The sequence below is a fragment of the Streptomyces sp. a15 genome (assembly GCF_059026085.1).
The window spans coordinates 208,234-220,571 of sequence record NZ_JBWLKM010000004.1; the positions used below are offsets into that span (position 1 = coordinate 208,234).

The following is a 12,338-nucleotide window of genomic DNA, read 5'->3' on the forward strand; positions in this document are numbered from 1 at the left end:
GGGCGCCGTGTTGGACGGGACTGCCGTGTCGGAGGGCGCCGTGTTGGACGGGACTGCCGTGTCGGAGGGCGCCGTGTCGGACGGGACTGCCGTGTCGGAGGGCGCCGTGTTGGACGGGACTGCCGTGTTGGACGGGACCGTCGTGTCCGATGGCGCCGTGTCCGATGGCGCCGCCGTATCGGACGGGAGCGCCGCGTCAGACGGGATCTCCCCGACCTCCCCGCCTCGTATTGGGAGCTCCCCGCCTCTTACCGGCACCTCCCCGCCCCGTGCCCGCGTCGCGGCGCACCCCGCTCTCCTCCGTTGGTTCGTCCTCGTCCTCGCCGTGGGTGCCTGGGAGGTGGCCGCTCGAGCCCATGGCAGCGTCTACTTCCCGCCCCCGGCCCGTATCGCGCGCCATGCCCACGACCTGTGGTTCTCCGGGCCCGTCCGGCACGCGTTCCTCACCTCCGCCGCCGTGGACGACATCCTGCCCAGCCTCGGCCGGCTGACCGCGGGCTTCCTGCTCGCCGCCGTCGCCGGGATCGCGCTCGGCATCGCGATCGGCCGCTCGCGCCGGGCGTACGCGCTGTGCAACCCCGTCCTGCAGTTCGCGCGGGCCGTCCCGCCACCCGCCCTGGTGCCCGTCTTCGTCGTCGTCTTCGCGTTCGGTACGCCGATGCAGATCGCGTCGATCGCCTTCAGCGCCGTCTGGCCGGTGCTCATCAACACGGCGGCCGGGGCGCTCAACACCGACCCGCTGCGCCTCGACGTCGCCGCCGTCCTGCGGCTGAACGGTGCCGAACGCCTGTGGTTCCTCGTACTGCCCTCCGCGCTGCCCCGCATCTTCGCGGGCCTGAGGCTCAGCCTGTCGCTCTCCCTCATCCTCATGGTGTTCTCCGAACTGCTGCCGGGCACCGCGAACGGCATCGGCTTCGCCCTCACCGACGCCCAGTCCCGCTCCGACCTGCTCACCGTGTGGGCGGCCCTGGTCCTGCTCGGCGTCCTCGGGTATCTGCTCAACACCGCCCTCCTGGCGGTCGAGGGACGGCTGCTCAGCAGCGGGAAGGCCAGGTGACCGACCACATGCTCGACCTCTCGGCGGTGGGCCAGTACTACGGTGACCACCAGGTCCTGCACGACATCACCCTCACCGTCCCCGACAGCCAACTCCTGTGTGTCGTCGGCCCGTCGGGCTGCGGCAAGTCCACACTGCTGCGCACGATCGCCGGCCTGCTCCCCGCGCGCGAGGGCACCGTCACGATCGACGACACCCCCGTCACGGGCGTCCCCGACCGCCTGGCCGTCGTCTTCCAGGACTACGGCCGCTCCCTCCTGCCCTGGCTCACGGTCCGCGACAACGTCGCGCTCCCGCTGCGCCGGCGGGGCCTCGGCCGGGCCGAGCGGCGCGCGGAGGCCGACCGCATCCTCGACCGCGTCGGCCTCTCCGGCACCGCCCGACGCCACCCCTGGCAGCTCTCCGGCGGCATGCAGCAACGCGTCGCCATCGCCCGCGCCCTGGTCTGCCGCCCCACCCTCCTCCTCATGGACGAACCCTTCGGCTCCCTGGACGCCCAGACCCGCGAGGACCTGGAGGACCTCCTCCTGGAGGTCCACCGCACCGACGGCACGACCATCGTGTTCGTGACCCACGACATCGACGAGAGCGTCTACGTCGGCGACCGCGTCGTCGTCCTCACCCCGGGCCCCGCCTCGAAGATCGCCCTGGACCTGCCGGTCCGGCTCCCCGGTGACCGGGACCAGATCGCCACCAGGGGCCTGCCGGAGTTCGTGGCGCTGCGCGCTCAGGTGGGGCGGGCGGTACGCGGGCAGGTCAGGTGAGGCGGATGTCCTGCCACACCAGCCGGTGGTCCGACGTCGGCACAGTCGTGCCGTTCCCGACCAGCCGGTACAGCGGGTCGTCCGGCGTCGGCCAGAAGACGCCGTTCGCCGCCGGTATCAGCCCCCTGGACGGGATGACGTGGTCGACGCGCAGATTCCCGGGCGCGGTGTCCCCGAAGTCGGCCGTGTCGTACGCCGGATCACCGACGTGCGAGGCATTCGCCCCGCCCTGGAGCCTCGCCGCCTCGACACCCCCGGCACTCGCCGGCGGCGTCGACGGCAGGCGCACCGCCGGGTGGTCGAGGAGCAGCCGTACGGCATGGTCGTAACTGTCGCCGTCGTACGGATCCGCGTTCAGGTCGCCCGCGAGCACGAACCGGGCCCCGGGCCGCAGCCCGCCCCGGCCGCCCTTGTCGTCGTACAGATACGCGCTGCTCCGACGCCCGCCGATGTAGTCGGCCCACAGCCGGATCTCGTCGTGGTTGCGCCGGCCGTTGCGGTCCTCGGGCCCGTCGAAGGTGGGCGGCGTCGGATGCGACACCAGGAAGTGCACGGTGTCCGCCGCCGAGCGCCCGAGGCGCACCGGCACGTCCCAGTGGCTCTTGGAGGAGAGCCGCAGGACCGCCCGCGCGGCGTCGCTGTAGTAGCCCTCGGGCATGACGTTGTCCGGCATGTCCTTCCACAAGAAGCGCTGGAAGGTGCGCACCGCGCGCGTGTCGATCGGGAACTTGGAGAGCACGAGCATGCCGTACTGCCCGGGGAACCAGCCGTAGCCGAAGGCGTCCTGGCCGTACGCGTCCGAACCGGGCGTCGTCACCGCCCCGTTGCGCCCGTCGAGGTCCACCCCGGAGGCCACGCCCGTGTTCACCGGGCCGGTGAAGTGGTACGGGAAGCGGATCGGCCGCGCCCCGCTCTGGCCCACGGCGAGGTAGTTGCGCAGGAACAGCCGGGCCGCGGTGCCGTCCTTGTCGTAGTCGAACTCGTTGACCAGCAGGACGTCGGGGTCGACGCGCTGGATGGTCTCCGCCACGTTGCGCGCCTGGGTGTTGTCCGGCGTGGACAGGTCGGTGACCAGCGCGCCCTGGGTGCCGCGGTTCAGGGACGCGTTGAACGTGGCGAACCGGACGGTCCGCCGGCCGGTCGCCGACGCGGGGACCGCGGTGGTGCCGGCCAGGGTCGCACCGGCGAGTGCGGCGAGCGTGGCGCGGCGGGAGATGGTTCTGGGGTCGTGGTTCATCGGGGCTCCGGTGAGACGGCGGACACGTGAACTGTTGAAGTCTGCGCGCGTAGAGGTGAACGCCACAAGTGCCGCTCAGAACTCCCGGGTTCACCCCCGATTCACACGATGGTGTGATCATTCCCCGGCCTGTGGATGCCCCCACAGGGCCCCGGGTAGGGCCCGGCCATGACGCAGCAGCCCTTCGAACTCCCGCACTTCTACATGCCGTATCCCGCACGGCTCAATCCACATGTCGACGAGGCCCGCGCCCACTCGACCCAGTGGGCGCGCGACATGGGCATGTTGGAGGGATCCGGGATCTGGGAGCAGTCCGACCTCGACGCGCACGACTACGGCCTGCTCTGCGCCTACACCCACCCCGACTGCGACGGCCCGGCCCTGTCGCTGATCACCGACTGGTACGTGTGGGTCTTCTTCTTCGACGACCACTTCCTGGAGATCTTCAAGCGCACCCAGGACCGCGCCGGCGGCAAGGCCTATCTGGACCGGCTGCCGCTGTTCATGCCGATGGACCTCTCGACGCCGATGCCCGAACCGCAGAACCCGGTCGAGGCGGGCCTCGCCGACCTGTGGACGCGTACCGTGCCGTCGATGTCGGCGGACTGGCGCCGCCGTTTCGCCGTGGCCACGGAGCACTTGCTCAACGAGTCCCTGTGGGAGTTGTCCAACATCAACGAGGGGCGGATCGCCAACCCCGTCGAGTACATCGAGATGCGCCGCAAGGTGGGCGGCGCCCCCTGGTCGGCCGGTCTCGTGGAGTACGCGACCGCCGAAGTCCCCCCGTCCGTGGCCGGGTCCAGGCCGCTCAGGGTGCTGATGGAGACCTTCTCCGACGGCGTCCACCTGCGCAACGACCTGTTCTCCTACCAGCGGGAGGTCGAGGAGGAGGGCGAGCTCAGCAACGGCGTGCTCGTCCTGGAGACCTTCTTCGACTGCACCACCCAGGAAGCCGCCGACACCGTCAACGACGTCCTCACCTCCCGCCTCCACCAGTTCGAGCACACCGCGCTCACCGAGGTCCCCGCCCTGGCGCTGGAACAGGGGCTCGCCCCGGACGAGGTGACCGCGGTCGCCAAGTACACGCAGGGACTGCAGGACTGGCAGTCCGGCGGCCACGAATGGCACCTGCGCTCCAGCCGGTACATGAACGCGCGGGCCGAGACCACCAAGCCGTGGCAGGGACTCACTGGCCCCGGCACCTCCGCCGCCGACGTCGGCGCACTGCTCGCCGCGGCCGGCGCCGAACGCCTGCGCGCCTACACCCACGTGCCGTACCAGAAGGTCGGCCCCTCCCTGCTGCCCGACTTCCACATGCCCTTCGAGCTCGAACTCAGCCCGCACCTGGAGGGCGCCCGCAGCCGCCTCACCGACTGGGTGAACGCCATGGGCATCCTCCAGGAAGGCGTCTGGGACGAGGACAAACTCGCCGCGTACGACCTCCCGCTGTGCGCGGCCGGCCTCGACCCGGACGCGACCCCCGAGGCCCTCGACCTCAGCTCGCAGTGGCTCGCCTGGGGCACCTACGGCGACGACTACTACCCCCTCGTCTTCGGCCACCGCCGCGACCTGGCCGCCGCCCGCCTGACCACCGCCCGCCTCTCGGCCTGCATGCCTGTCGACGGCGAGGAGGCCGTCATCCCGCTCAACGCCATGGAGCGCGCCCTCACCGACCTGTGGGCGCGTACGACCGCCGAGATGACGCCCGACCAACGGCGCACCCTGAAGGCCGCGATCGACGTGATGACCGAGAGCTGGGTGTGGGAGCTGTCCAACCAGCTCCAGAACCGCATCCCCGACCCGGTCGACTACCTGGAGATGCGCCGCGCCACCTTCGGCGCCGACCTCACCATGAGCCTGTGCCGGATGGGCCACGGCGCGGCCGTCCCGCCGGAGGTGTACCGCAGCGGCCCGGTCCGCTCCCTGGAGAACGCCGCCGTCGACTACGCCTGCCTGCTCAACGACGTGTTCTCGTACCAGAAGGAGATCGAGTACGAGGGCGAGATCCACAACGCGATCCTCGTCGTGCAGAACTTCTTCGGCATCGACTACCCGACCGCGCTCGGCGTCGTCCACGACCTGATGACCCAGCGCATGCAGCAGTTCGAACACGTCGCCGCACACGAACTGCCTGTCGTGTACGACGACTTCGCGCTGTCGGGCGAGGCGCGCGAGGTCATGCATGGCTATGTGGTCGACCTGCAGAACTGGATGGCGGGCATCCTGAACTGGCATCGCGAGGTCGACCGCTACAAGGCCGACTGGCTGTCCGGCCGTGCCCACGGGTTCCTGCCGGACCGGGCCCCTGTCGTGCCGGTCGGCTGAGGTCCGGGCGTCAGACGGGCTGTCCCGCGGCCCGCGTAGCGTGCTCCACCGCGGCTCGCGCCAGCGCCCGGACGATCGGGTGCGGGCGCGAGCCGTCGCCGGACAGTTCCGGCTGGAAGAGCGAGGCCAGGAAGAAGGGATGGCCGGGGAGTTCGGCGATCCGGACGTGGCCGTCCTCGTCGTACCCGGAGAAGCGCATGCCGTGCGCGCGCAGCGTGTCGAGGTGGCGGGTCGGGCCGTACGCGCAGAAGTAGCGCTCGACCGTGCGCTCCGAGCCGATCACGGACTGGGCGAGCGAGCCCGGCTCGACGCTCACCACGGCCTCGTGGCCAACGAGCGAACAGGCCAGCGGCTCGATGAGGAAGTCGTCGGCGTCCGGGTCGTTCTCGGCGTGCGCCACCCGCGTCAGACCGCACACGGCACGGGCGTACTCCAGGAGCGCGTGCTGGAATCCGCCGCACGTGCCCAGGAACGGAATCCCCGCCTCGCGCGCGGTACGGATCGCGGCCAGCACGCCGGTCTCGCTGCGGTACGGGCTGCCGGGTACGACCCACACCGCGTCGAACCCGCGCACGGCGCCCTCCTCCGCCGCCTCCTCGGAGGGGATCCAGTAGGCGTCCAGGACGAGCCGGTCGCGCTCGGCGAGGGCGTCGAGCAGGAGCGGGATGCGGGTGTGGGACACGACGTTGGGGGAGCGGTCGCCGACAAGGGCGAGCCGGGCTGTGGTGGTGGTCATGGGCTCATCCTGTGCGCGGCCCGGAGTTCACGTCCAACGATGATTTCTGCACCCTCGATAAGCGGAGCTGATGGGGTGCGGGATCCTGGCCGACATGGACCCGCATCTGCTGCGCACCTACGTCACCGTCGCCCGTCTCTCCTCCTTCTCGGAGGCCGCCCGCACGCTGGGCTACACCCAGTCGGCGGTGTCCCAGCACATCGCGGCCCTCGAACAGGACCTCGGCGCACCGCTGCTCACCCGCCGCCCCGTCGTGCCCACCGCGGCCGGCGAGCGGCTCCTCGAACACGCGGGCCCGCTGCTGCTGCGCCTGGACGCGGCCCGCGCGGACGTCGTACGGATGGCGGCGGCCTCGGAGCACGGCCTGACGCTCGCCGCCACACCGACCGCCCTCGGCCCGCGTGCCGTCGCCGCGCTGCCCGCCGCCGGGGTGACGGTGCGGGTGCTGGCCCGCGAAGGGATCCCGGCGGCCGTCGCCACCGGCACCGCCGACCTGGGCCTGGTCGACGGCCTGGCCGCGCCCAGCGATCCGCTGCGGCTGCCCGACGTGGCCCCGCTGACCACGCACGGCGTCGGCGAGGAACCCGTGTGCGTCCTGCTGCCCGCCGCCCATCCGCTGGCCCGGCGCACCGGACTGCGCCTCGCGGACCTCTCCGCCGCCCGCTGGCTGGACGCCCCCGACGCGGGCCTGCCGCTCGCCCAGCTCCGTGCGGCGGGCGGCGGCCACGGCTTCCGGCCCGCCCTGCGCTACGAGGGCACCGACGTGCGCGTCCTGACCGCCCTGTCCGCCGCGGGCCACGGCCTGACCCTGCTGCCCCGGTCGGTGGCCGCCGGGGTGCCCGGCGCGGTCGCCGTCCCGGTCACCGAGCCGCGGGTCGTGCACCGGACGGAACTGGTGTGCACGGGGGCGCCGCGGGGAGCGGCGGCCCGGTTGATGGAGGTGCTGGTGGGGCGGAAGTGAGTACCTTCCCGCCCTTGACCGAGGGTCAGTCTCACTCGTTCGTGGCTCGTGGTGCGCCGGTGCGCCGGGTAGATCAACAGGCGGGATCGATCCGCAACCGCCGGAGGCGATCCGCACCAGCCGGAGGCGATCCATGGAACAGACTGCGTTGCGTCCCAAGCCGATGCCCGGCCGGGAACCCGGCGGCGGCACCAAGCCCGGCACGGCCCGGCGCCCGCACGCCGCGCGCCGGCGTGGCCGGCGGCTGAGGGCCCTGCTGTTCGCCCTGTCCGTCGGCACGGTCCTGGTCCTGTCCGGCGTCGGCCTCGGCACGGTCGGTGCCACGGTGATCGGCCTGAGCAAGCTCGCCGAACTCCAGCGGCAGGCGGGGGAGCAGGGGCGGCCGGGGCAGGCGGTGCCGGGAGCGTCGGACGGCCGGGGGAGCGCGTCGGCTTCGGCGCGCCCCGGACCTTCCGTCTCGACCGCGACCGCCTCCCCGGCGCCCGTCGGTGTGACCCTCGGCCTGGAGGCCGTGGACGCCGAGAAGGCGGGCGCCCAGGTCGTCGGCGTTCACGTCCCCGGCCCGGCGTTCTCGGCGGGCCTGGTCCGCGGCGACGTACTCCTCGTGTTCGGCCGCACCCGGGTCGACTCGGCGGCCGACCTCGCCCGAGCGGTCGCCGCCGCCCGCCCCGGCAAGGAGGTCGTGCTGACGGTCCGCCACCGTAGCGGCGGCTACCAGCAGTTGACGGTCGTGCCGGGTGTCGTCACGTGACTACCCGGAGCAGTTGACGGTCGTCCCCGGCACCGTCACGTGACCACCCGGAAGTGACTCGTCAGCCGCCCCTCGTCGTCCAGCACATGAAAGGCCAGCCCGACCGGAGCGTCCCGGTCCGCGATCCGCTCGCCCTCCCAGGGCAGCCGCAGCGTCCAGGTCACCCCGGCCCGACGACCAGCGGCAGCCCGGCGAACACCGTCGCGGCGGGCGTGTGCGCGTGACCGGTGATCAGTCCGGCGGTCTCGGGACGCGTTCGGTCGCCCGGGTGCTTCCGTCCAGATGCAGATCGCTGATGTGCGCGAGTACGGGCACGGCAGGTGCCTCCCCGTGGGTGCGTCTAATGGATTATGGCGATCAAACATTAGGATTAATGGTTGTGCAACGCTCGGACGTCAGGAGAAAAGGCCGTCGGCGCGTCCGAAAGACCTGACAACCGGCTCGCGCCGCCCCCGCTGTCCGGGCAGGATGCTGCCCGTAGTCCCTTCACCCGCCCCGGGAGGCCCGGATGACCGGCAGTACGGCCGCGCCCTTCACCGCCGACGACTACAGGGCCCGTATGGAACGCGCGGCGCGGGCGGCCGCCGAGACCGGGCTGGCCGGGCTGCTGGTGGCACCGGGACCGGACCTGGTCTGGCTCACCGGCTACGCGCCCACCGCGACCACCGAACGGCTCACCCTGCTGGTCCTCGCCCCCGGACAGGATCCCGTCCTCGTCGTCCCCACCCTGGAGGCCCCGGACGCCGCGAAGGCGCCCGGGGCGTCCGCCCTGACCCTGCGCGACTGGACCGACGGCAAGGACCCCTACGCCGCCACCGCCGCCCTCCTCGACGCCTCCGGCAGCTTCGGCATCAGCGACAACGCCTGGGCGATGCACCTCCTGGGACTGCAGAAGGCGCTGCCCGGCACCTCCTACGCCTCCCTCACCGAGGCCCTGCCGATGCTGCGCGCCGTCAAGGACGCGGCGGAGCTGGAGCTGTTGGCGGCCGCGGCCGCGGCCGCGGACGCAACGTTCGAGGGCATCCGGAACGTTCCCTTCGCCGGCCGCAGGGAGTCCGAGATCGCCGCGGACCTCAACCGCTGCTGCGGGAACACGGCCACGCACAGGTCGACTTCACGATCGTCGCCTCCGGCCCGAACGGCGCCAACCCGCACCACGAGGTGGGCGACCGGGTCGTCGAGCGCGGCGACATGGTCGTCCTGGACTTCGGCGGCCTCAAGGACGGCTACGGCTCCGACACCTCCCGCACGGTCCACGTCGGTGAACCCACCGACGAGGAACGCCGCATCCACGACCTGGTGCGCGCGGCCCAGGAGGCGGGCTTCCGTGCGGTACGGCCCGGCGTCGCCTGCCAGGAGGTCGACCGGGCCGCCCGCGCGGTCATCGCCGACGCCGGGTACGGCGAGTACTTCATCCACCGCACCGGCCACGGCATCGGCGTCACCACGCACGAGCCGCCGTACATGATCGAGGGCGAGGAGCGGCCCCTGGTGCCCGGCATGTGCTTCTCCGTGGAACCCGGCATCTATCTGCCGGGCCGGTTCGGGGTACGCATCGAGGACATCGTCACCGTCACCGAGGACGGCGGCCGCCGCCTCAACGACACGACCCGCGAGATGGTGATAGTGGACTGACGCAGCAGCGACAGTACGAGCAGGAAGCCCCTACGTCCTCAGGAACGACAACGGCGCGACCATGACCCAGGCACCGACACCCACCGCGGACACCGTCCGCCGGCTGGTCCGCACCCTGCTCAAGGAGGGCGCGGCCGACACCGGCGGCCCCGACGTGCGGCCCGCCGCCGAGGGCGGCGAGCCCGCCACCTGGTGGGTCGGCACGCGCCATGTGCTGCGCCTCGCCCCCGACCGCGAGGCAGCCGCCCGCCGACGCCGCGAGCTGCGCCTGCGCGACCTCGTCCGCCCCCACCTGCCGGTCGCGGTGCCGACGAGCGTGGCGCACGGCGAGTGGGCGCCCGGGCTGACGTACACGCTGGACACGAAGCTGCCCGGCGGCTCCGGGGAGGACCACGACGTGTCCGCCGTCGGCGAGGCCGACCTGGCCGGGCTGCTCACGGGCCTGCGCGAGGTGCCGGTCCGGCAGGCGGAGGCCCTCGGGGTGCCGCGCGCCGGACCGCGCTCCCTGGAGGCCCTGCGCCGGGAGGCCGAGCGCGCGGCCGAACGCCTCGCCAAGGCCGACGAGTTCGACCCCGCCCGCCTCCAGCAGCTCACGGCCCCGGCCGCGGTCCAGCTCGCCGCCCAGTCCGGCAGCGCGGTCCTCGTCCACCACGGCCTCACCGGCGACCACCTCGTGGTCAGCGCCGACGGCCGGGTGCGCGGGGTCCTGGACTGGACCGACGCCGTCGTCGGCGACCCCGCCGAGGACATCGCCGGCCTCGCCTGCGCCGTCGGCTCCCCGGCCGCCGTCCGCGCCGCCACCCTCGCCGGCTACGGCGCCCGCCCCTGCCTGCGCGGCCTGTGGCTGGCCCGCTGCGACACGGTCGTCCAGCTCGCCGCCCGCCTTCAGGGCCGCGACGACACCCCTCTCCCGCTCCTCAGGACCCGGCTACGACGCGCCTGGGAGGCGATCCTGCTGGAACGGGTGACGGAACTGCGGGACGAGGAGACGGACGAGTAGCGGTACGGAGACCTCGGCCGGGCGCCGGTGCCGGCCAGTTCTCTCAGCCCTGTCAGTCCTGCAGCAGCACCACGCACGACTCCCCGGGAACGCGCAGCATCCCGTCCGGCGCCGACGCCTCGACGGGCTCCCAGGCGGCGAGCACGCGCGCGGGGCGGGAGCCGAGGGGGATCGCCGCCGGCTCCTTGGCGAGGTTCACGACCACACGGACGTCACCGCGGCGGAAGGCGAGCCACCGGCTGTCCTCGTCGTAGGCCACCTTGGTGTCGGCGAGGTCCGGATCCGTGAGGTCCGCCTGCTCGTGCCGCAGGGCGATGAGCCGGCGGTACCAGGCCAGCACGCGCGCGTGGGGCTCCCTCTCCGGCTCCGACCAGTCGAGGCAGGAGCGGTCACGGGTGGCGGGGTCCTGCGGGTCCGGGACGTCCTCCTCGGCCCAGCCGTGCGGGGCGAACTCCCGCCGCCTGCCGCGCCGTACCGCATCGGCGAGCTCGGGGTCGGTGTGGTCGGTGAAGAACTGCCAGGGGGTGCCCGCCGCCCACTCCTCGCCCATGAACAGCATCGGTGTGAAGGGCGAGGTGAGCGTCAGCGTCGCCGCGCAGGCCAGCAGGCCGGGGGAGAGGGAGGCGGACAGGCGGTCGCCCTGGGCGCGGTTGCCCACCTGGTCGTGGGTCTGGGTGTAGCCGAGGAGACGGTGCGCCGCGACGCGGTTGCGGTCCAGGGGGCGCCCGTGGTGTCTGTCCCTGAAGCTGGAGTACGTGCCGTCGTGGAAGTACCCGCCGGTGAGCGTCTTGGCGACCGCCGCGAGCGGGGCGCGCGCGAAGTCGGCGTAGTAGCCCTGGGACTCGCCGGTCAGCGCGGCGTGCAGGGCGTGATGGAAGTCGTCGTTCCACTGCGCGTGCAGCCCGAGGCCGCCCTCCGCGCGCGGGGTGACCAGTCGCGGGTCGTTCAGGTCCGACTCGGCGACGAGGAAGAGGGGACGGCCCTGGTCGGCGGCGAGGCCGTCCACGGCGGTCGACAGTTCCTCCAGGAAGTGACACGCGCGCGTGTCCGCCAGCGCGTGCACCGCGTCCAGGCGCAGCCCGTCGATCCGGTAGTCGCGCAGCCACGCCAGCGCACTGCCCAGCAGATACGCCCGCACCTCGTCCGAACCGGGCGCGTCCAGGTTCATCGCGGAACCCCAGGGCGTGTGGTGGGTGTCCGTGAAGTACGGGCCGAACGCGGGGAGGTAGTTGCCGGACGGGCCCAGGTGGTTGTGCACCACGTCCAGGACCACGCCCAGACCGAGCTCGTGCGCCCGGTCGACGAAGCGTTTCAGCGCCTCGGGGCCGCCGTACGGCTCGTGCACCGCCCACAGCGACACCCCCTCGTACCCCCAGCCGTGCCGCCCGGGGAAGGGGCACAGCGGCATCAACTCGACGTGGGTGACGCCCAGTTCCACGAGATGCCCGAGCCGCTCGGCCGCCGCGTCCAGGGTGCCCTCGCGCGTGTACGTGCCCACGTGCAGCTCGTACAGCACGGCACCCGGCAGGGGACGGCCCGCCCACTCGGCGCGCCACGCGTACCGCTCGTGCTCGACGACCGCACTGAGCCCGTCCGGCCCGTCCGGCTGCCGGCGCGACCGCGGGTCGGGCAGCACGGGACCGTCGTCCACCGCGAAGCCGTACCGTGATCCCTCCCGCGCGTCCGCCTCTCCCCACCACCAGCCCACGCGCCCCGGATCGCGCTCCAACGCGCGCGTGACGCCGTCGCACTGGAGCGTCACACGATCGGCCTGCGGTGCCCACACCTCGAACTGCACGGACGGTTCCCCTTCGTCTGCTCACCGTGATGTAGCCCGTCCATCGTGCTTCAAACGCGATCAATACGCCGGTG

General features: G+C 72.9%; 9 protein-coding genes and 2 pseudogenes. 7 read left to right on the top strand and 4 right to left on the bottom strand.

What is annotated here, in order from left to right; all coding sequences use genetic code 11:
• Positions 1–7: 7 nt before the first annotated feature.
• Together AC5P09_RS06885 and AC5P09_RS06890 are read left to right on the top strand one after the other, a co-directional pair.
• Positions 8–1,057, top strand: coding sequence for an ABC transporter permease (locus AC5P09_RS06885; RefSeq protein WP_493873005.1), 1,050 nt, complete (start codon positions 8–10; stop codon positions 1,055–1,057).
• Positions 1,058–1,065: 8 nt separating this feature from the next.
• On the top strand, positions 1,066–1,821 hold the full coding sequence (locus tag AC5P09_RS06890; protein WP_493873006.1) for an ABC transporter ATP-binding protein: 756 nt from the start codon (positions 1,066–1,068) through the stop codon (positions 1,819–1,821).
• Here the strand turns inward: AC5P09_RS06890 and AC5P09_RS06895 are convergent.
• A complete protein-coding gene (locus tag AC5P09_RS06895; RefSeq protein ID WP_493872933.1) occupies positions 1,814–3,058 on the bottom strand; it encodes an endonuclease/exonuclease/phosphatase family protein in 1,245 nt (414 codons plus the stop codon). The genes AC5P09_RS06890 and AC5P09_RS06895 overlap by 8 nt on opposite strands.
• 168 nt (positions 3,059–3,226) lie before the next feature.
• Here AC5P09_RS06895 and cyc2 point away from each other — a divergent pair, with 168 nt between their 5' ends.
• Positions 3,227–5,383 carry a germacradienol/geosmin synthase Cyc2 gene (cyc2, locus tag AC5P09_RS06900; RefSeq protein WP_493872934.1) on the top strand — a complete coding sequence of 719 codons (2,157 nt, stop codon included), beginning with the start codon at positions 3,227–3,229 and terminating at the stop codon, positions 5,381–5,383.
• Between the two features lie 10 nt (positions 5,384–5,393).
• Here the strand turns inward: cyc2 and AC5P09_RS06905 are convergent, their stop codons facing one another.
• Complete coding sequence (locus AC5P09_RS06905; RefSeq protein ID WP_493872935.1) at positions 5,394–6,119, bottom strand: CTP synthase C-terminal region-related (seleno)protein; 726 nt, start codon at positions 6,117–6,119, stop codon at positions 5,394–5,396.
• 94 nt (positions 6,120–6,213) lie between these two features.
• Between AC5P09_RS06905 and AC5P09_RS06910 the strand changes: the two genes are divergently transcribed.
• Positions 6,214–7,080: a LysR family transcriptional regulator gene (locus tag AC5P09_RS06910; RefSeq protein ID WP_493872936.1), complete on the top strand. Its 867-nt coding sequence runs from the start codon at positions 6,214–6,216 to the stop codon at positions 7,078–7,080.
• A 133-nt stretch (positions 7,081–7,213) separates the two neighbouring features.
• A complete protein-coding gene (locus AC5P09_RS06915; RefSeq protein ID WP_493872937.1) occupies positions 7,214–7,831 on the top strand; it encodes a PDZ domain-containing protein in 618 nt (205 codons plus the stop codon).
• 35 nt (positions 7,832–7,866) lie between these two features.
• Here the strand turns inward: AC5P09_RS06915 and AC5P09_RS06920 are convergent.
• Positions 7,867–8,084 (bottom strand): annotated as a pseudogene (locus AC5P09_RS06920) (phosphodiesterase); the annotation flags it as partial.
• Between the two features lie 255 nt (positions 8,085–8,339).
• Between AC5P09_RS06920 and AC5P09_RS06925 the strand changes: the two are divergent.
• Positions 8,340–9,466 (top strand): annotated as a pseudogene (locus tag AC5P09_RS06925) (aminopeptidase P family protein).
• Between the two features lie 61 nt (positions 9,467–9,527).
• Positions 9,528–10,466, top strand: a complete 939-nt coding sequence (locus AC5P09_RS06930; protein WP_493872938.1) for an aminoglycoside phosphotransferase family protein — start codon at positions 9,528–9,530, stop codon at positions 10,464–10,466.
• 52 nt (positions 10,467–10,518) lie between these two features.
• Here AC5P09_RS06930 and treZ read toward each other — a convergent pair whose 3' ends face one another.
• Positions 10,519–12,264, bottom strand: coding sequence for a malto-oligosyltrehalose trehalohydrolase (gene treZ, locus AC5P09_RS06935; protein WP_493872939.1), 1,746 nt, complete (start codon positions 12,262–12,264; stop codon positions 10,519–10,521).
• Positions 12,265–12,338: the final 74 nt, after the last annotated feature.